This window comes from Lysinibacillus sp. YS11 (assembly GCF_002896375.1).
GTDB classification, from domain to species: domain Bacteria; phylum Bacillota; class Bacilli; order Bacillales_A; family Planococcaceae; genus Lysinibacillus; species Lysinibacillus capsici.
Window position 1 is genome coordinate 4150059 of sequence record NZ_CP026007.1, and the last position, 20111, is coordinate 4170169.

The following is a 20111-nucleotide window of genomic DNA, read 5'->3' on the forward strand; positions in this document are numbered from 1 at the left end:
ATTTTATGTATATAAAATTGTCTCTAAATACAAAATTTTATATTTATCCGCTATTAGAATAGTATAATCAATAGGAATTATGAAGGCTACTGAGTAATGTTAAAAATTCGTATGTTCATAGAGGTATAATGATTCTATAGAGTATATTTTCTTTTATCTTCTCTCGTGGAGCGGACTTATATGGTGGAAGCGGATTCCCACATGATTGGAGCGTTCTTCCCTACTTTAGGGCGGGTTCCCATGTGATTGTAGCGTCTACTCCTCACTTTGAAGGTACCCCCTGGCATTGCCAAATCTCACATTTTTAAAAGTCACCTTATTAAGTTACAAATACAAAAAATCGTATTTCCATTTAGAAAATACGATTTAAGTACTAGCATTGTAATTGCAATTCAATTGGACAATGATCACTGCCCATAATGTGTGGGTGAATTGTTGCGCTTTCAATTTGTTCCTTCAATTGATTGGATACAACAAAATAATCGATACGCCAACCAATATTACGTTCACGCACTTTATTCATATAGGACCACCATGTGTAGTGGTCAGTTTCCTCGGGATGCTTGTATCTAAAAGAATCTACAAAACCGCTTTCCAATAACGCTGAAAATTTTGCTCTCTCTTCATATGTAAAGCCCGAATTTCCAATATTAGATTTTGCATTTTTTAAATCAATTTCCGTGTGTGCAACATTTAGATCACCACAATAAACCACTGGCTTCTGACTATTTAGTTCTTGTAAATAGCTAGCTAAACGATCCTCCCATTGTAAACGTAATGGTAACCGCGCTAAATCACGCTGTGCATTTGGAGTATAAACATTTACTAAATAGAAATTCTTATATTCTAATGTTATAATTCTGCCTTCATCCTGAGAATCTTCGGCGCCCACCCCATACTTAACAGACAATGGCGTGTGTTTCGTGAAAATTGCTGTTCCAGAATACCCTTTTTTCTGCGCGTAATTCCAATACTGCTCATAACCTTCGATAGAGAGCTCAACTTGTCCAGCCTGACATTTTGTTTCTTGGATACAAAAGAAATCTGCATCTATTTGATGAAAGAACTCTAAAAAGCCTTTACCTAGACATGCTCGTATCCCATTAACATTCCATGATATAAATTTCATTTTATCCACACTCCTAAAAAAACGCCCTTCGGCTTATGCGAAGGGCATCCTATTATAGATCATCACCAACAATTTTGACTTCCGTCTCTAATTCAACGCCAAATTTTTCTTTCACTACACGTTGAACCATTTGGATTGTCTTAATATAGTCTGAAGCAGTAGCATTTCCTTTGTTGACAATAAATCCTGCATGCTTGGTAGAGACTTCAGCATCACCAACACCTTTACCTTGTAGGCCACTATCTTGAATAAGTTTTCCAGCAAAATGACCAGGTGGGCGTTTAAATACACTTCCAGCAGATGGATATTCTAAAGGCTGTTTTGATTCACGTTGGAAGGTTAAATCAGCAATCTTCGCATCAATTTCCTCCTGTACGCCAACTGCTAATTGAAATTCAGAGGACAGCACATAATAACCCTTTTTGGCAATAATGCTTTGTCGGTATCCTAGCTCAAGGTCTTCTTTACCTAATATTAAAATGTCCCCTTCTTTTGTTAACACCTTCGATGAAACAATAATATCTTTAATCTCACCGCCATAGGCACCTGCGTTCATAGCCATTGCTCCGCCAATTGATCCAGGAATACCACATGCAAATTCAAAACCTGTTAAGGATGCTTGCGCTGATAGCTTTGATACATCTTTGATCAGTGCACCACTTTGAGCATACACATGCTCACCAGTAATACGAATCTCATCTAAGCGTGAAAATGTTACAACGATTCCTCTATGACCGCCATCTCGAACAACCATATTAGATCCGTTACCTAACATTAATAAAGGAATATTATTTATATATGCATAGCGAATAACGGATGCCGCCTCTTCTTCTGTTTCAGGAAGAACAAAAACATCTGCTTTGCCACCTAATTTTGTCATTGTGTATTGCTGTAATGATTCATTTAACTTAATATTGGCAGGATTAATACTTTTTGCTAAATCCATCGCCCATTGTTCTTTTGTCATGAGAGCTAATTCCTTTCTAACGTCCTTCTTACTCTACACCAGTATGGATTTACAACCCCAATTTGACAAGTAAAATGAAGGGTATTTTTATCTCATATTAAAAGACAGGTAAGACCTGTGCAGAGATGATGAATATTATAAAGAAAATTGACAGTCATTCCAAGTGTCGTTTTTAGGACACTATTTCATTGTATTATCTAGTAAAATAATCCATTCACCCTAGAGCCAACTACTTGCCCATGTTTCGATATTGCGGATAGCACCTTCAAGTGCCTGACCTTTATCTGTTAATGAATACTCAACGCGTACCGGTACTTCTGAATATACTTTACGTTCAACAAGCCCCTCTTTTTCAAGCTCCTTTAAACGTTCTGATAATAAACGTCCACTGACAGGTAGTGCAGATTCGATTTCATTAAAGCGCTGTGGTCCATCTAGTAATTGATATAATATTAACCCTGTCCATCGTTTTCCGATTAAATCCATTGCTTTAGCTAAACGAGGACACAAAGTTGTCTCATTCATAATTTTTCACCTCTATGTAACTATTGTAACGATTAATGCACTAAATGTAAATTTGAAGTAACTTATTTACGTAAAATAATCTATTAACTTTTATATATTTAATTACAAATAGTAACTAACAATTTCAATGTTGGACATATCTAACAAGGGAACATAAAATGTCTTAGACTAAACGCTATCTTAATAAAATGCACATATTTCCAATAATATGCCTATTCGATTTTAAATATGTTCTGTTTCATGTTCACAGATTACACTTTTATAGAGGGAAATACTTCCACATTTATAAAAAACTCATTGAATATGCGATTTGTTTACTTTATCATTCGTTGTAGAATGCTGTTTTAGGAGGTTTTCAAATGAAAAAATATGCTATTGATTTCAGTCATTCAACGATCGGGTTTTCCGTAAGACATATGATGATTTCTCGTATTCATGGTACGTTTGAATCGTACAGCGGTGAAATAGTTACATCCAATATCGAACAAATGCAGGATGCAAACATTTCTATCACGATTACAGTGGCTAGTGTCTCCACCAAGAATCATGATCGTGATGTCCACCTTGTGTCTCCTGACTTTTTTGATGCAGACGTCTATCCAAAAATATTATTTACCTCTACATATATTGATAAACTTGATGATAAAAATTTTGCTATTCATGGTGATTTAACCATCAAAAACATAACAAGACCTATCGTATTTACAACAGTATATACAGGAAAAGGTGTGAATCCATGGGCACAAGAAGTTTTTGGCTTCCAAGCTAAAGCCCAAATTGATCGTCGTGATTTTAATCTAGTCTATAATACCTTTTTAGAAACAGGTGGTGTATTGATTAGCGATGAAATAGACGTGATAGTAGATCTTGAATTAAATCCTCTTTAAGTATTGTTTCTACCTTAAAGAAAGGGAGGAATTTATGTTTTGGTTTGATAATGATTTTTTATTTGGCTCTGCTTTTATTACCATCATCTTCTTTATTGTTTTTGGGAGCATAGCCTTTATGATTGTAAACGGTATTATCACTTGGTCTAAAAACAACCGTTCACCAATATTAACGGTACCCGCTAAGGTTGTGACAAAGCGTACGAATATACGTGGGGGATCTAACAATACTGGGGCATCTACGTCCTACTACGTTACGTTTGAAGAGCAAAACGGAGAACGGCATGAACTAAAGATGAATGGCTACGATTATGGTCAGCTTGTAGAAGGTGATCTTGGCATTTTAACCTATCAAGGTACACGGTATCATTCATTCAACAGACATAAAAAAGGAGAGTAGCGATTATCGTTACTCTCCTTTTCCTATTCTTTTATTTAATTAAATATTTAGCAAATCCAGCTTCTGTATCTTCTAAATATTCAATACCACTACCTGCTGGTATGAACTTTTGTGCATCTTTTGCAGATAGGTAGATAACCTTTGTATTGGCTGGGAACGGTACAAATGACCAGTTATTATCCGCAGCTGGGTTAATTGTTTTATTAGCCATAATATAATCTACAACAGCTTGTCGATTTTCATAAGCATAGTTAGTTATGTTAGAGCCTTCTGCATTTTTAAATGTCGCCCCATATGATCCACCAACACGATAATTGTTTGTAATGATGATGAATTCTTGTTTTAAATCGATTGGTTTACCATTATATTGTACATTCTTAATACGATTTGCCTTTTCATCAGTAAGATTACCGCGGCGGTCATATTTTGCTGGCGATGTGACATCAATTTGATATGTTAAGCCATCTAACACATCAAAGTTATAAGAACGTGCTTCTGCATCGATAATATTTTGCTCTTCTGTTTTAGTCGGATCAATTGTTGCGAAAATACCAGCAGCCATCTCTAACCACTCGATTGCTTGTGCGCCTGTCACTTTAATCGTAGCAACAGTATTGTCATAATGATAAATGTCGGCCATATTTTTAATAGCAAGCGGTCCTACAGGAATATTTGTATAATCTAATGGATTATTACGTGATCCTGCTTTGAAAGGTGCTCCTGCTGAAAGAATTGGTGTCTTTTCATCAGCCGTACCCTTTAGCTCTTGTTCGATAAACCATTTTTGAGCTTGTGTTACGATTTGAATGGATGGATCATCTTGCACCATTGAAAAATAACTATGGATTGGTGCAGTTGTTTCTCCAACAGGCTGACGGATATACGTTAATGTGCCATCATGTGCCTCTTTAATAGCCTCTAAAACCGTTGTGGATGGTTGTAAACCTTCTTGCTTGATCGATTGCAATGAACCTTTACCATCTACCACTACCCACTCAGATCCTTGTTGTTCTAGTTTTAAATCAATTACACCAAGATGACTACCATAGCTACCTGCCATAACAGTAGGAACACCATGAATTGTACCCTTTTCTTGGTCAACATCTTTCAAATCCTTATAGTCACCAGGGAATGTTAAATGAGAGTGTCCTGTAATTAAAGCATCAATACCATCAATTTCTGCTAATTGGTAACCAACATTTTCAGCACCCTTCACATAAGTATCTTCACCGATACCTGAATGTGACAGAACGACAATCACGTCTGCTCCAGCCTTTTGCATTTCTGGTACTACCTCTTTCACAGCTTCGACTGGCTCTTGCATTTCAACTTTACCTGCTAAATGAATGGCATCCCATTCAACAATTTTCGTTGGAACAATCCCTGTTACACCAACTTTAAGTGTATGTTTTTTGCCTGAACTATCTACCACTTCTTTATCAAGAATGACATAAGGTGTAAACATACGCTCTTTTGTTTTTGCATCATAGGTATTAGCATTTACGACTGGATACTTTGCATCGTTTAATACTTCATCTAAAAAGTCTAGACCATAATTAAATTCATGATTTCCTAAAGTTCCACCATCGTATTTCAATGCATTAAGTGCAGCAATAGCTGGATGAACTTCACCTGGCTTTAAAACACTTTCTAATGCTTTATATGAGCCAAGTGGTGTGCCTTGAATTAAATCACCATTATCAAATAGTAATGTGTTTGGATTTTTAGCTCTTGCTTGCTCAATTAGTGTTGCTGTATTAGCTAACCCAAGCTCTGATGATGGAGCATCTAAATAGTAATTGTAATTAGCTAAATTGGTATGAATATCTGTTGTCCCTAAAATCTGAAGATCAACTGATACACCAGTTGAAGGTGCTTTGTATTCTGCTACAAAGCGCTCCACAATACTCTCCATCTGTTCCTTTGTCACATAGTCACGAGGACGAATAGTATTATCCTCAAATGCTTGTAAAATGTTTGCTGCAACAGCATTCGCTAAATCTTGTTTATATGCCGTTGCAATTTGATCTGCATCCTTAAATTGCTCTAAAACTTTGAGGGAAGCGTTTTCACTAACAAGTCCACGAGCAGAGATAACAAATGCTTGCTGACGTGTTAATTTGTCATCTGGGCCAAATGTCGTTGCTGTTTTCCCTTTAATAAGTTTTAATTGAACAGCTTTTTCTACATAAGGTGCTAAATCCTTAGAGACATCGTTAAAGGCAAGCGAAGAGCCGTCACCCATCTCTACATCTAAATTTTCTACTAATTCTTTTACATAACCTGCGCGTGTTACATCATTGGAAGCAGCATCAGCAGAAATTCCAAATGGTATAAACGCGAAAAGGACTAGTAACGTCGCCAAGAAATTAGTTATTAATTTCTTATTCATACAACAACCTCCTTAATAATCTAGTATTTTCCTACAAATTCTATTATATTAAAACCATTCTAATTTTTACTGAATATATAGTCCTAATTATATGTATTTTTAAAAGAATGGTTAATTACTTTCCCTCCAAATCATAGATTTCTACCATTCTTTATTTTTCTATTAAATAGGATGTTAGTAAATGTAAATTCAAAATAATTAGTTACTGTCAATATGTCCGACCTCCATACCACACCATACATCTGTTGACAAAATAAAAAAAGTCCTCCCAAAATTGAGAGGACTTTTAATAAAAAATAATTTTTATGCATTCACAGTTTGTAGTGATTGAGCAACCTTTTTCACTTCTTCTAGGCCATTTGCAATAATTTCTTGCGCTTTATCTGGTGAAGCATTGTGACCTTCAATAATCACTTCTTCAATAACTTCCATCCCGAATACGCCACCTACTACGTTTTTAATGTAGTTTACTGACATTTCCATTGGTTGAGCTTCAGGTGATGAATAGTAGCCACCACGAGCATTTAAAATAATCGCTTTTTTGTCAGTCATTAAGCTAATTAATTGACCATTTTCGCCATATTTGAATGTGAATCCTGCTTGGTATACATAGTCAATAAATGTTTGTAAAGGTGCTGGAATTGTTAAGTTCCATAGTGGGAATGCAAATACAACTAAATCAGCAGCAGTTAATGCATCCATTGCTTTTTGTTTTGCAGCTAATAGACGTGATTCAATGTCTGTTAACTCTCCACCATTTTGTACTTTACCAAAAGCATTGAAAAGATCTTGGCCAAAATAAGGCATATCTTCTGCAAATACGTCAAAAGTTGTTACGTTGGCACCTTGTACATTTTCCATGAAAGTATCATACATTTTTGTTGAAATACCGTCTGGACGGTTGTTAGCTTTTACTACTAAAACGTTCATTATATAAAATCTCCCTTAAATTTCAAAATCTAATATCTCGAATTCAAGATATGTGTTTATCTTAAAAAATTTCATCTAAAATGTCAATGCTACTTGCCTCAGACTTTTGACTGAAATATTCTATCTTTCATCCATTCTAACAAGAGGAGTTGAAAGTCTTACTCCTCTCTCTAGTAAGCTAAAATTTACAGTTATCGTCTGTACAAATACCCGCATCACCTGTGCCAGCCATCTTTAGCGATGGTTGTAAGCCCTCTTCTTCAGCAACTTTACGCAATGTATCCTCAAATACCTCCTGCGGTTGTGCACCTGAAATACCATATTTACGGTTTAAGACAAAGAACGGTACCCCTCGTACACCAAGCTGGAGACCTTCTTGAATATCCGCTTCTACCTCATTTTTATAAACATCATTAGCAAGAACCTTTGCAACTTCTTCACGCTCTAGGCCCACTTTCTCAGCTATCTCTAATAAAACATCATCTTGACCGATACGCTTTCCTTCAATAAAATGACTGTGTAAAAGTGACTCCACTAGAGCTGTAACATCTCCCTGTTGTTCAGCCCATTTTACAAGCCGATGTGCTTTTAGCGTATTCTCTTCCATCAAATTGCTAAAATCGTAGTTTAGCCCTACTTCTTTCGCACGCTCTGTTACACCCACTGTCATTTCCTTTGCCTTCTCTAAGGACATTCCATATTTCTTTGCCAATGATTCATAGACAGTACTATGCGAATTTATTGGAGTCGTTGGATCTAGTTGGTAGCTTTTATAGACAAGCTCCACCTGCCCCGAATAGCCAGTATCCTCAATCGCTTTCTCTAATTGTTTTTTACCAATATAACAAAATGGGCATACATAGTCAGACCAAATTTCAATTTTCATTTCATACTCACTCCTTTTGCTACATTGTAGCGATAGTTGAAATCACAAGGCAATTTTAATGCCTCACTGCATAAATTTTCAAGTTCTTCTACATACTGAACACAAAAACAATGTGAGGTTTCTATATGACACAATCTCTTTGGCTTGCTACAACTGAGTCTGTCTCTTTATCTTCTCTTACTTCCTCAACAACATGCGATGTATGTATAATCGGTGGTGGCTTAACTGGTTTATATACTGCCTATACTTTAGCAAAAGCAGGTGTGGATGTAGTTCTTCTCGAAGCAAATACCCATTTTGGTCACGGTACGACAGGGCATTCAACAGGAAAATTAACAGCCCAACATAGCATTGTCTATGCAAATCTTTTAGAAAAATTATCTTTAGAAGAGGCACAGCTTTATTATCAACTGAATCAACAAGCCATTGATAAAGCTAGACAGATACTCCCACCAGACAGGGTTCGTTCGGTGGATTCACTGTTATACTGTCAAACAAAAGAAGGCTATGCACAATTATTAAAAGAATGGAATGCCTATAAGGTTTTAAACATTAAGTCTAACCTTACCTCTGACACAGAGCTCCCATTCCCTATTACAAAAGCTTTATGTATGACACAACAAGCACAAATAAATCCTGTTGAAGTAAGTAATTTTCTTGCGAAAGAGGCGCAGAAGATGGGCGCAAAACTTTATGCAAATACCCGTGTTCAGCAATTAAACATACCACAGAATAACTTATATACCGAAAAAAATATGTCGGTTCAATATAATAAACTTATTTTATGTTCACATTATCCCATTGAAGCATTTAAAGGGCTTAAACTTTTTAAATTATCCAATAGTCGCTCCTATATGGTTGCAAGTAAAACCTCTGAGACTATGCAAGGTCAATATTTATCAGTTGATTTTCCTTCCCGTTCGATACGGACTGCCACGATCAATCAGGAAAATTATTTAGTCTTAGGAGGGGCGAATCATATCGCTGGCGAGACCGTTCATACTGAGCCATATTATGAGGCCATTTCCAATGAAATGAAGGAGCATTTTGAACAACAGCCACTTTATCGATGGTCAGCCCAGGATATAGAAACACCTGATATTGTCCCTTATGTTGGGAGAATTACAAACTCCTTACCTAACGTATTGATTGCCACTGGCTATCGAAAATGGGGAATCTCCAATTCCTTTGTCGCAGGTGATATCTTATCGTCTCTTTTAACTGGCTCAAAGATTGAAGAAGGTGCTATCGCTCTTTATTCACCATCACGTACTAAATTCGGTGCCCAATTCATGCAAATGCTGAAAGTAGGAGGCTTTGTTGCCAAGGAATATATAGCTGGGTATATGAGGAATGCCACTGCTCCAACCTGTACTCATTTAGGCTGCAAAACAAAATGGAATGAAGCTGATGAAACATGGGATTGTCCTTGCCATGGTTCTCGTTTTAACGCTAAGGGTGAGGTGCTTGAAGGCCCTGCTGTACAGCCATTAAAACTTGATTAAAAAAAGAGGCTGTCTAAATAGACAACCTCTTTTGTATTTTTTATTTTAGAGCTTCTGTTAATACTGGTACAATTTGTTTCTTACGAGAAACAACACCTGGTAATACAACACGGTTATTGATAAGATCAGCACCGAATCCTTTTGCTGCTGCTTCTGCTACTTGCCCTATTGCAACAGCTGTTGAATCATTATTTAAAATGTCAGTCACAACGAAGAAGAATAGATCTAAGCCATTTTCTGCAACATTTTTATTGAGTAGGATTTCTAACTCCTCTTGACGATTAAGAACATCATTAACATCAACTGCATTAACTTGAGCTACAACAGATTTGTACTCACCAAATTGGAACTCTTTTGCATCTAATGATAATAAATCTTCTAATGATTTATCAGATAAATCAGCACCTGCTTTTAGCATTGCTAAGCCATACTCTGCAATTTCCACACCAGCAATTTTTGCTAGCTCTTCACCAGCTTTTACATCTTGCTCTGTGCAAGTCGGTGATTTGAATAATAATGTATCTGAAACAATTGCAGATAACATTAAACCAGCAATGTTCGCAGGTATGTCTAAACCGTTTTCGCTAAAAATTTTCTTAAGAATAGTAGCCGTACAGCCTACTGGTTCTGCACGATAATATAGTGGATCAGCTGTTTGGAAGTTGGCGATGCGGTGGTGATCAATTACCTCTGCAATTTGCACTTCCTCAATACCGTCAGCCGATTGTTGGAATTCATTGTGGTCTACTAGAATAACTTTGTCCGCTTCACCAACTACAGAAGAGATTAAACGAGGCGCTTCAAAGCCAAATTTATCTAATGCAAATTGAGTTTCATTATTAACATCTCCAAGACGTACAGCCTCAGCTTCTTCACCAATTTGTTGTTTTAAATAGGCATATACAATTGCAGACGTGATTGTGTCTGTATCTGGGTTTTTATGTCCAAAAACTAATACTTTACTCATTGAATTAATTCCTCCTAAAATGGCACTTACATTTATATTTTATTTTATCATACCTTATAGCCTGACAAGTGATAAAGTGAAACTTTGGAACAATTTCGCCTCAGCGTATTTGCCATTGACCTTCACTCTCGAAATAACATACAGGCTTAATTGCGGTTAACCTGTATTATGCAAATATAATGATAGCGCTCTAAATACATACTTTTCAAATAAGATATCTATATTATAACTAGCTTAAGCTGCTATGTATACTTTTAATAGGTCTAATTACTTCTATAAAATTCTCTATTTTTACCAACCTATTTTTAACATTCAATAGTAAAAATGCCTCTTTTTTATAAAATAATTAGTTTATATAGATATTTAGTTGGGTTTTCATATTTAAGTCATCATAATTTTATGCTATCATCAGGTAGTCTATATTTTTGGATATTCAGGAAATGGGGATTACGATGACGAAGAAGATAGAAAAAAAGTACATTCCTTTAGCTAACTATTTTGATGTAGCTTTACAACAAGAAATTACTTTATCCTTTGGTGAATTAGAAAACATTATGGGACAAGCATTACCGAACGCTGCCTACTTAAATAAAAGCTGGTGGAAAAAAACTAAGCCCCCTCTCTCACATTATTTATCATGGACAAATGCAGGCTATTATGTCATTGATGTTAAACTAGGTTCTAGTGTATCTTTCTCACGTACGCAAATGAAGTCTACCGAAAACAACACTTCTAATAGTGAGGAGAATTCATCTGCATACATAATACGAGGAATTGAAGCATCTGATGCTAGATCATTCATTCATTTACAAGAGGAGATTTTTCAAGAAACTGACTTCATGTATAATGTTCAAAACGAGCTAGATCTCACTGTCCAACAACTTCGTAAAAATTTAACCTATTGGAAGCAATTAAAAAACCGTACTATACTACTTTGTGTACTAAACGGAATTTTTGCGGGTTATGCGGTTATTCATGGATATAAACAATCTAAAGCTAGACATGTTGCCTCTATTCGTTTAGCTGTGAAAGAAGAGTATCAACAAAAAGGTATTGGCTCCGCACTGATGAAAGCTGTTGAAAGTTGGTCTAAACAACATGATATTTCCCGTTTAGAGTTATCTGTTATGGAGCATAACAATGTAGCTTTACACCTCTTTACAAAGCTAGGATTTCATCAGGAGGGCATTCGAAAAAATGCCATTAAATTAAATGATACTTATATTAATGAATATAGCTTGAGTAAAATTCTATAATTCACTTTTCCTAGATGTCTAAATACTATTTGGACATCTTTTTATATAGAAAATTTCAAAAAAATACGCATAGATAGTGTGTTTCAACAACTATCTATACGTAGTTACATTAAAATACCTGCTTTTCTCTAATAGCATCTAAGAATAATACATTACTTTCTACTTGCTCATACAATTGCTGATATTTATCATAGTGGTCTTTATCCTGGCTTATCATTTCCTCTATCAACGCATGCAAAAATGAAATCAAGACTGGGGCAATGTCTAGAGAAGAATGATTCTTGGTACCGAGGGTAAATAATGCACTGGCATATTCTCGAATAGGCGAAAATGCAGAACCTGTAATGGCAATAATTTTCACTTTCTTTACCTTTGCAATTTCAACAATCGTTTTAATATCCACAATCTGTTTATCAAAAGATAGTACAATTAAAGTCGTATGTTCGCCCATACTGTTTATTTGATTCACTAAATCATCTGAGTCTAAACGAAGCTGCTTAATATTAGCACGAAGTGTTTTCAATGTATTAGATAGCCAATTTGCAACAGATGCATTGTGACGAGTACCTAGAATATATATATTGTCTGCTTCATGCATCCATTTTGAGCATTTTTGGATCTGCTGATCGTTAATCAAATGAATTGTTTCTTGAATATTTTGGCTATCTCGTTGCATCACCTTACCAAAGCTAGAATTAGTCAGCTTCTTAGCAGTATATGTAGGCTGTAGATTTGCACCTACATCTTGAGACATAATAAAGCCTCTAACTTGCTCTTGTAGTTCTACATACCCTGACAAATCCATAGCATAACAAAATCGAATCACGGTTGATTCACTTACATTAGCCAATCTGCCAACCTCTGCTGCTCCATTAGCAATCACTGTTGTGGGATTATCCATTACAAATTGTGCTACTTTACGCTGGCCCTTTGACAGCCTTACAAACCTTTTCTTTATATCTTCATGAATACTCATTCCTAACAACCTTTCTTTCAATGACCTTATCACGAACGGGAGATTGTTTCCTACTGACTCAAAATTCGATTAAAAATACAGTATCACGATTACAATTTGAATACAATGACTTTTCTGAAAAATCTTCATCGCATTAACCTGCTAATAAAACAATTTGATTTACTCTTTAACCATTTTATATTGATTTGTCATTTTAACAAATAAGTCAGTAAAATCGAATAAAAATTAATAAAAACTCATTTTTATGTATTATTTAAGCGAAATCAGACAAAAATGTCCTAGATCAATTCTGTGATCCAGGACATTCTATTTCATACTATTCTAATTCAAGCTGCTTCGTTTCCTTACCAAGGAAGATGACCCCTACAACACCGATAATAATCGCTCCACAGAAAATGGCAAAGATAAAACCTATATCATAGCCTGCCGTTAATAAAAACCCAACGAGCAACGGCCCAAAAATACCACCAATCCGTCCAACCGCTGCTGCCATACCAGCACCTGTTCCACGTATAACCGATGGGTATTGTTCGGGTGTATAAGCATATAATGCTCCCCAAGCCCCCAAGTTAAAGAAAGATAAAAACATCCCTGAAGTTAACAATACGGCTAAAGTATCTGCATTTCCAAAAATATAAGCACTCGCTGCTGTACCAATTAGATAGGAAACAAGGACAAACTTACGCCCAAACTTTTCTATAAACCAAGCGGCTGTAAAGTAACCTGGTAATTGAGCTAAAGTCATGATCAAAACATATTTAAAGCTTGTAATCATGTCAAAGCCCTTCCCTACCATCACACTTGGCAACCATAAAAACATGCCATAATACGAAAATACAACCGTAAACCATAATAGCCACAGCATAAATGTAGAACGAGCATACTTTTTTGACCAAACCTCTTTCATATTTTGACCAATGCTCCGTTTTTTCGCTTCTTCCTTCACCGTAAATTGAGGTGAATCTGGCAAATGCCAACGAAGATAAATAGCATAAAACGCTGGAAGTGCTGTTAGTATAAGGGCTACTCGCCATCCCCATGTGGGAATAACAAAATACGAAATAAGTGCCGCTATTAACCAACCTGCTGCCCAAAAGCTTTCAAGTAATACAACCACACGACCTCTTTCTTTGGCAGCCACACTTTCAGATACAAGTGTTGAAGCTACAGGCAATTCTCCTCCTAGCCCCATCCCTACTAAAAAGCGTAAAATTAAAAATGCAGTTAATGTTGTTGTAAAAGCGGATAAACCACTTGCAATAGAAAAAAGGACAAGTGTCCACATAAATATTTGCTTGCGACCTACTTTATCAGCAAACACACCAAAAAAGAGAGCTCCTACAGCCATCCCGATAGAATTTATACTACCAATCCAACCAGATTGACTTGGTGATAGTCCCCACTCAGCGGCCAATGCTGCAATGACAAAGGATAATATACCAACGTCCATTGCATCGAAGAGCCACCCAACCCCCGCTACACCCAATAACTTATTTCTGGAAATGGATTGCTGAGGTTTCTTTGTTACTACTGTATTTATTGTCATTCTAACCACCTGTCTTTACACATGACTTTACATTACAAGATTACTATACAGTTGTTTCAAGAAAGTGACAAGTACTATTCAAATTACCGAATTGTTTCGACAATTAATGAAATGGTATTGAAATAATAGTGCTATTTGCGTTAAAATGTCTTTTATACAAAAACAACTGTTCTTTCTATAAGAACAAAAGGAGATCGTTACGTTATGTGGAAAGGCCTTATTGAAGAATATAAACAATTTTTACCCGTAACTGAAAATACACCTGCCTTAACTTTAAACGAAGGCAATACGCCTCTAATACATTTAGTGAATTTATCTAAGAAACTAGGCATTGAGCTTTACGGAAAAATTGAGGGTGCAAATCCAACTGGCTCATTTAAAGACCGAGGAATGGTATTTGCTGTTGCAAAAGCTATCGAGGATGGAAGTCAATGCGTTATTTGCGCTTCTACAGGAAACACTTCCGCTGCTGCGGCTGCCTATGCAACTCGTGCAGGCATCCAATCAATCGTTGTTATTCCAAAAGGTAAAGTTGCTCTTGGAAAGCTAGCACAGGCAACAATGTACGGGGCAAAGATCATTGAAATTGACGGAAACTTTGATGATGCACTCAATATCGTTCGCCAAGTAAGTGAAACGACACCAGTTGCACTTGTTAACTCTGTAAACCCATACCGTATCGAAGGTCAAAAAACAGCTTCGTTTGAAATCGTAGATGCCTTAGGTTCAGCCCCTGATTATTTGTGTATTCCAGTTGGGAACGCAGGTAATATTACTGCATATTGGAAAGGGTTTAAAGAATATCACGCTGCAAAAAATTGTGGTCTACCAAAAATGTATGGCTTTGAAGCTGAAGGTGCTGCAGCAATCGTTAAAGGTGAGCCAATTGCTAATCCTGAGACTGTAGCAACTGCCATTCGTATTGGAAATCCTGCGAGCTGGACATTGGCAGAAGCTGCTCGAGATGAATCTGGTGGTATCATTGATTCTGTTACAGATGAAGAAATTGTAGCAGCCTACAAATTAATCGCAAGTACAGAAGGCATTTTTGTTGAGCCTGGCTCTGCTGCTTCTTTAGCTGGTGTTATGAAATCTGTTGCAAATGGAAAAATCCCTCAAGGCGCCAAAGTTGTAACAATCTTTACAGGGAATGGCCTGAAAGATCCTGATACAGCCATGAATGTATCCACTGTAGAGGTCGTATCCCTTAAAAACGATGAAGAAGAAATTCGTGCATATATTGAGGGTGTACTATGAGTAAAATGTGGCAAATCTCAGTTCCTGGAAGCACAGCCAACTTAGGTCCAGGCTTTGATTCAATAGGACTTGGCTTGTCTCTTTACTTACAGCTTTCTGTTACGTTGCAAGAACAATGGGAAATTATTCATCTTGATGATAATGGTCCTAAAGAGTTTGAGCTTGAAGAACACTTACTATACGTCATTGCTAAAAAAACTGCAGATCTATATGGTCAACAGCTACCGGCTTGTCGTGTAGAGATGGCTAGTGAACTTCCATTGGCACGTGGACTTGGCAGCAGTGCAGCAGTTATTGTTGCAGGTATTGAGCTTGCTAACCAAGTCTGCGAGCTGGAATTAACAATTCAAGATAAACTCAATCTATCTTCACAAATTGAAGGACATCCAGATAACGCAACTGCTTCAGTTTTAGGAGGATTAACGATTTCTTCGATGGATGACAATGGCATAGTCGATACATTCCACATCAATGATATCGATGCCTCCTTTGTGGTATATGTACCAGATGTTGAATTAAAAACAAGCGAATCCCGTTCTGTTTTACCAGAGCAATTTAACCGTTCCTATGCTGTTCATGCCTCAGCAAATGCAAATATGTTAGCCGCTTCTTTAATGGCGCGAGATTTTGAACGTGCTGGGCGTTATATGGAGGAAGATTTATTCCATGAACCGTTTCGTGCAAAGCTAATTCCTGCTTATGAAGAAATTCGTATGGCTGCAAAATCGAACGGTGCATATGGTACTGCTCTAAGTGGCGCTGGACCAACAATGATTTCTATTATTCCTTCTGCTATTGCCTCTGACTTCGTTGAATTAATGAAAAAGCAATTCCCAGAGCATCAAATTATTTTAACAAATGCTGATGAACATGGTGTACAAGTCAATGAATGTGTGAAACGTCTACTTTAATAGTAGGCGTTTTTTCTTGAAAGCAAGATTGGATAAAACTAATATTATAGAAGTATAGAATTAAACTTTTTATACGCGCTTTCCTAAGGAGGAATTATTTTGAAACCCATTATATTCTGTGATTTCGATGGCACGATAACAGAAACAGATAACATCTTTTCACTTATGACTGAATTTGTACCAGAAGAATCTGAGAAAATTGCTCAAGCGATGATGGAACAAACCATTTCATTTAAAGATGGGCTATCAGCAATGTTTCATCTACTTTCTACTCATCAAAAAGATGAAGTCATTCAATACCTGATGGAGTCGGCAGTCATACGTGAGGGATTTGGTGATTTTGCCCGCTTTGCTCAAAACAACGATATTCCATTTTATATTGTAAGTGGCGGAGTTGATTTTTTCATCGAGCCTTTAGTTGAAAAATTTGGCCCCTTTTCAGGCATTTACTGTAATAGAGCAGATTTCTCTGGTAAACAAATAGAATTGATCTACCCAAATAGCTGCGATGAGGAATGCGCTAAATACAACACACAAGGATGCGGCTGCTGTAAACCAAGCGTGATGCGGAAGGTTGCCAAGGAGGATCATTATAAAATTGTAATTGGTGATTCTCTATCAGATTTTGAGGCAGCTAAACTAGCAGATATTGTTTTAGCTAGAGATCATCTTATCCAACGCTGTGAAGAGCTTCATGTTCCATATAGACCTTTTACCACATTTCATGATTGTCTAAAAATAGTACAAGAGCTAGTGGAGTCAAAAGAAGCTGTTGTTACACGCTAATAGAAAAAAGAAAAAGGAGCCACTTTTACAAAGATGTCTCCCTTTTCCTACTTACTTATGCTAATAATACTAAGCTAATGGCCATGACTGCCATTCCCCCTACTAGACCATACATCGACAAATGTGTTTCATCATATCTTTGTGCAGCTGGTAGCAATTCATCTAGTGAAATAAAGACCATTATCCCTGCAACCCCAGCGAAAACGATTCCAAACATGACATCTGTTAAAAAGGGCATAAGGAGCAAAAAAGCTACTAATGCACCTACAGGTTCTGCCAATCCTGATAAAAAGGATAATTTAAAGGCTTTCCTTCGATTACCTGTTGCAAAGAAAATAGGAACAGATACAGCAATGCCTTCTGGAATATTATGAATAGCAACTGCAATGGCAATAGCAATTCCTACATTCGGATCATTAATAGCTGACATAAATGTAGCGATCCCCTCAGGAAAATTATGAATACCAATCGCCAGGGCTGTAAAAACGCCCATCTTCATCAAATGTTCTTCATTAACCTGTGGTTTGATGGCATTAACATCCTCTACCAGCTTTACTTCATGAGGATTAGTTGCCTTCGGAATGAATTTATCAATTAAGGCAATAAACAACATCCCACCGAAAAATCCAAGGATTGTCATCCAATAGCCATTAGTTGTACCTAATGCATTGGTTAAAGCATCTTTAGCTTTCACAAATATTTCTACAAGGGATACATAAATCATCACCCCTGCTGAAAACCCCAATGCTAATGATAAAAATTTTGTATTTGTTCTTGATGTAAAAAACGCTATTAAACTACCTACACCTGTTGCAAGTCCAGCAAACAGAGTTAATCCTAATGCCAGTAAAACATTTCCGTCCATACCCTTCTTCCTTTGCTCTTTTTCTTATTGTACTCATCTTAACGTAGAAGTTTCCTATACGCAATTCTTTTTTATGAGGCAAATATCATTCTTTACAATGTCTCGGTAAAATGTAAAAAAGCAGTATCTATCATAGAAATAGATACTGCCTGTCTTTTTATTTATGATTAGATTGAAATAAACGTTTACGACGTTCGTACCAAATGACACAGATGATAAACCAAGTATAGCCGATGCTCCAACCAGCAAGTACATCTGTAGCAAAATGTCGAGCTCCTGCAATACGTGATAAACCAATAAGCACCATTAAAATTGTTGCCCCAAGCCACAGAAGGATTTTACGTCCTTTACTACTATTCTCCGCTAAGATATAAGCAAGTGTAAATAAATAAAGTATACCAGTCATCGAATGTCCAGATGGAAAACTAAAGGATGTCAGTTGATCCTCAATTTCAGGTCGTGGACGCTGCTCCCATTTTTTTAGTAATTGGTTCAGAACATTGCCTGCCGCAAAAGTTAGGACAACAAATAGCATACCTCGATAATTTTTTTCCTTCCAAGCTAAATACACCATTAAAACTACTGCAACAGCAACAACAAATTTAGGCTCACCTATATAATGAAAAATCTCAATAAATCGATTACCAAAAAAAAGCTCTGCCATCTTTGCATCAAATGTATTCATCAGCTGGCTTTGATAAGTGGCTCTTAATACAATAAAGACAATTAACGTTAAAACTGCTAATGGATATGCCCATTTTTTCATTTTTTCACCTCAAAAAACATTCATGCTATGTCCTTCACATCATAACACAAATAAATCTTTTCTGAATGAAATATAGGCCTTCATTTTAAGAAAGGTATACACCATTGACCTCTTGATAAATAGTGACTGATTCTTCTTCTGGTTTGTTAAAGTAATTGGAAACGGCCAATGCAACAATGAATAAAATGGCTACTATAGGTAGTATTCTTCTAAACATCCTAAACACTCCCTTATTCTTTTACTAGTCCACATTTGACTACTTAATTAGCACTGGATCAAAAAGCCAATCTTTTGGACCAAAGTTTGCATCCTTTTCTCCTCTAACCTCACGTGAAATACCATATTTTATAATAGTTTCTCTAAATCTTTTACTAAACAAAGTCTTTCTATATAGATATCTTCCATCATGACTACACTCGGCTGAGTAGAAAACATCCCCTTTTAAGTTTTCCAAATCTTCATGATGATAAATATCAGGACCATTAATGACACCATTTAAACCACAACTGCACGGAGGTTGCTCAGTTGCAAAGTATAATTTAACCCTGTCCTTACTACACTCAGGAAGCATTTGTATAGGAATAATTTGAAAAGCTGGCTGTTTGCCTTCTTCCGGACCTTGATGGATCACCTCTAAAAGCTCATAGCCTTCTAGTTTTTCTCTTTTCATTAATGATACTAGTTCCTCAGAAGCTACCCAATAACCATTTACATGCACTAAATGACGATCTTTCATCTGCGTAGTATCGATAACTATTGGTGATAACTGCTCTTTATCCATGAGCCCACAACACTTACAATGTGTACTCAAAGAAAATAGTGTCCCCTTATCTTCTAAGAACATTTCTGGTGAATTACCTGTTGAATTTAAAGTAAATAATGGTGCTCGTTCATACTCTAAATCTGAAAATTCAAAATAAAAACGTTCTCCGATTGAAACGATTCCAAATTCACGCTCTAATGACTCATATAAAGCTGTTACCTGCTCGTATGTTACATCTTCATTTAATGTAAAAATAGGATTAAATTTAGTTTTTAAGTTTCTTTTTCTCAATTCAGGCGCACCAATAGCAATACCATGACGATTATAAACGTTAATAACTTGATCTTGACTAGTTTCATCTATGGAAAACAAATTTTCAAGTTCTACTTTCACAATA

At 36.4% G+C, this 20111-nt stretch carries 20 protein-coding genes; 7 read left to right on the forward strand and 13 right to left on the reverse strand.

What is annotated here, in order from left to right; translation table 11 throughout:
• Positions 1–373 precede the first annotated feature (373 nt).
• The 3 genes from LBYS11_RS20790 to LBYS11_RS20800 all read right to left on the reverse strand — a co-directional run bounded on the left by LBYS11_RS20790 (position 374) and on the right by LBYS11_RS20800 (position 2621).
• Positions 374–1129 carry an exodeoxyribonuclease III gene (locus tag LBYS11_RS20790; RefSeq protein ID WP_048394240.1) on the reverse strand — a complete coding sequence of 252 codons (756 nt, stop codon included), beginning with the start codon at positions 1127–1129 and terminating at the stop codon, positions 374–376.
• A 52-nt stretch (positions 1130–1181) separates the two neighbouring features.
• Positions 1182–2096 (reverse strand): UDP-N-acetylmuramate dehydrogenase, encoded by a 915-nt coding sequence (murB, locus tag LBYS11_RS20795; RefSeq protein ID WP_048394238.1) that lies wholly within the window; start codon positions 2094–2096, stop codon positions 1182–1184.
• Positions 2097–2315: 219 nt separating this feature from the next.
• Positions 2316–2621 carry a winged helix-turn-helix transcriptional regulator gene (locus LBYS11_RS20800; RefSeq protein WP_004231981.1) on the reverse strand — a complete coding sequence of 102 codons (306 nt, stop codon included), beginning with the start codon at positions 2619–2621 and terminating at the stop codon, positions 2316–2318.
• A 359-nt stretch (positions 2622–2980) separates the two neighbouring features.
• Here LBYS11_RS20800 and LBYS11_RS20805 point away from each other — a divergent pair, with 359 nt between their 5' ends.
• Together LBYS11_RS20805 and LBYS11_RS20810 are read left to right on the forward strand one after the other, a co-directional pair.
• Positions 2981–3508 (forward strand): YceI family protein, encoded by a 528-nt coding sequence (locus LBYS11_RS20805; protein ID WP_103118899.1) that lies wholly within the window; start codon positions 2981–2983, stop codon positions 3506–3508.
• Between the two features lie 34 nt (positions 3509–3542).
• Positions 3543–3908, forward strand: coding sequence for a DUF2500 domain-containing protein (locus LBYS11_RS20810; protein WP_004231978.1), 366 nt, complete (start codon positions 3543–3545; stop codon positions 3906–3908).
• Positions 3909–3939: 31 nt separating this feature from the next.
• On the opposite strand, the gene LBYS11_RS20815 is transcribed toward LBYS11_RS20810, so the two are convergent.
• The 3 genes from LBYS11_RS20815 to LBYS11_RS20825 form a co-directional block, all read right to left on the reverse strand.
• On the reverse strand, positions 3940–6300 hold the full coding sequence (locus LBYS11_RS20815; RefSeq protein WP_103118900.1) for a bifunctional 2',3'-cyclic-nucleotide 2'-phosphodiesterase/3'-nucleotidase: 2361 nt from the start codon (positions 6298–6300) through the stop codon (positions 3940–3942).
• A gap of 303 nt (positions 6301–6603) precedes the next feature.
• A complete protein-coding gene (locus LBYS11_RS20820) occupies positions 6604–7230 on the reverse strand; it encodes an FMN-dependent NADH-azoreductase (RefSeq protein WP_048394231.1) in 627 nt (208 codons plus the stop codon).
• Between the two features lie 178 nt (positions 7231–7408).
• Positions 7409–8116 (reverse strand): DsbA family oxidoreductase, encoded by a 708-nt coding sequence (locus LBYS11_RS20825; protein ID WP_103118901.1) that lies wholly within the window; start codon positions 8114–8116, stop codon positions 7409–7411.
• A gap of 125 nt (positions 8117–8241) precedes the next feature.
• Here LBYS11_RS20825 and LBYS11_RS20830 point away from each other — a divergent pair, with 125 nt between their 5' ends.
• Positions 8242–9621, forward strand: coding sequence for an FAD-dependent oxidoreductase (locus LBYS11_RS20830; RefSeq protein WP_066038018.1), 1380 nt, complete (start codon positions 8242–8244; stop codon positions 9619–9621).
• A 40-nt stretch (positions 9622–9661) separates the two neighbouring features.
• On the opposite strand, the gene LBYS11_RS20835 is transcribed toward LBYS11_RS20830, so the two are convergent.
• On the reverse strand, positions 9662–10588 hold the full coding sequence (locus LBYS11_RS20835) for a manganese-dependent inorganic pyrophosphatase (RefSeq protein WP_054549605.1): 927 nt from the start codon (positions 10586–10588) through the stop codon (positions 9662–9664).
• Between the two features lie 452 nt (positions 10589–11040).
• Here LBYS11_RS20835 and LBYS11_RS20840 point away from each other — a divergent pair, with 452 nt between their 5' ends.
• On the forward strand, positions 11041–11844 hold the full coding sequence (locus LBYS11_RS20840) for a GNAT family N-acetyltransferase (RefSeq protein WP_048394306.1): 804 nt from the start codon (positions 11041–11043) through the stop codon (positions 11842–11844).
• A 109-nt stretch (positions 11845–11953) separates the two neighbouring features.
• Here the strand turns inward: LBYS11_RS20840 and LBYS11_RS20845 are convergent, their stop codons facing one another.
• Together LBYS11_RS20845 and LBYS11_RS20850 are read right to left on the reverse strand one after the other, a co-directional pair.
• A complete protein-coding gene (locus LBYS11_RS20845) occupies positions 11954–12820 on the reverse strand; it encodes a MurR/RpiR family transcriptional regulator (RefSeq protein WP_103118902.1) in 867 nt (288 codons plus the stop codon).
• A gap of 316 nt (positions 12821–13136) precedes the next feature.
• Positions 13137–14366: an MFS transporter gene (locus LBYS11_RS20850; protein WP_054549607.1), complete on the reverse strand. Its 1230-nt coding sequence runs from the start codon at positions 14364–14366 to the stop codon at positions 13137–13139.
• 204 nt (positions 14367–14570) lie between these two features.
• On the opposite strand from LBYS11_RS20850, the gene thrC reads away from it, so the two are divergent.
• From thrC to LBYS11_RS20865, 3 genes are all read left to right on the forward strand, one after another.
• Positions 14571–15623 (forward strand): threonine synthase, encoded by a 1053-nt coding sequence (gene thrC, locus LBYS11_RS20855; RefSeq protein WP_004231969.1) that lies wholly within the window; start codon positions 14571–14573, stop codon positions 15621–15623.
• A complete protein-coding gene (thrB, locus tag LBYS11_RS20860; protein WP_054549608.1) occupies positions 15620–16534 on the forward strand; it encodes a homoserine kinase in 915 nt (304 codons plus the stop codon). The genes thrC and thrB overlap by 4 nt, the downstream gene beginning before the upstream one ends.
• Before the next feature lie 99 nt (positions 16535–16633).
• On the forward strand, positions 16634–17320 hold the full coding sequence (locus tag LBYS11_RS20865) for an MtnX-like HAD-IB family phosphatase (protein ID WP_103118903.1): 687 nt from the start codon (positions 16634–16636) through the stop codon (positions 17318–17320).
• A gap of 55 nt (positions 17321–17375) precedes the next feature.
• On the opposite strand, the gene zupT is transcribed toward LBYS11_RS20865, so the two are convergent.
• The 4 genes from zupT to LBYS11_RS20880 form a co-directional block, all read right to left on the reverse strand.
• Positions 17376–18185, reverse strand: coding sequence for a zinc transporter ZupT (zupT, locus tag LBYS11_RS20870; RefSeq protein WP_016992734.1), 810 nt, complete (start codon positions 18183–18185; stop codon positions 17376–17378).
• Between the two features lie 157 nt (positions 18186–18342).
• Positions 18343–18951, reverse strand: coding sequence for a phosphatase PAP2 family protein (locus LBYS11_RS20875; RefSeq protein ID WP_048394216.1), 609 nt, complete (start codon positions 18949–18951; stop codon positions 18343–18345).
• Positions 18952–19036: 85 nt separating this feature from the next.
• Positions 19037–19168 carry a hypothetical protein gene (locus LBYS11_RS24050; RefSeq protein WP_255349868.1) on the reverse strand — a complete coding sequence of 44 codons (132 nt, stop codon included), beginning with the start codon at positions 19166–19168 and terminating at the stop codon, positions 19037–19039.
• Positions 19169–19207: 39 nt separating this feature from the next.
• Positions 19208–20107 (reverse strand): hypothetical protein, encoded by a 900-nt coding sequence (locus LBYS11_RS20880; RefSeq protein ID WP_054549610.1) that lies wholly within the window; start codon positions 20105–20107, stop codon positions 19208–19210.
• Positions 20108–20111 lie beyond the last annotated feature (4 nt).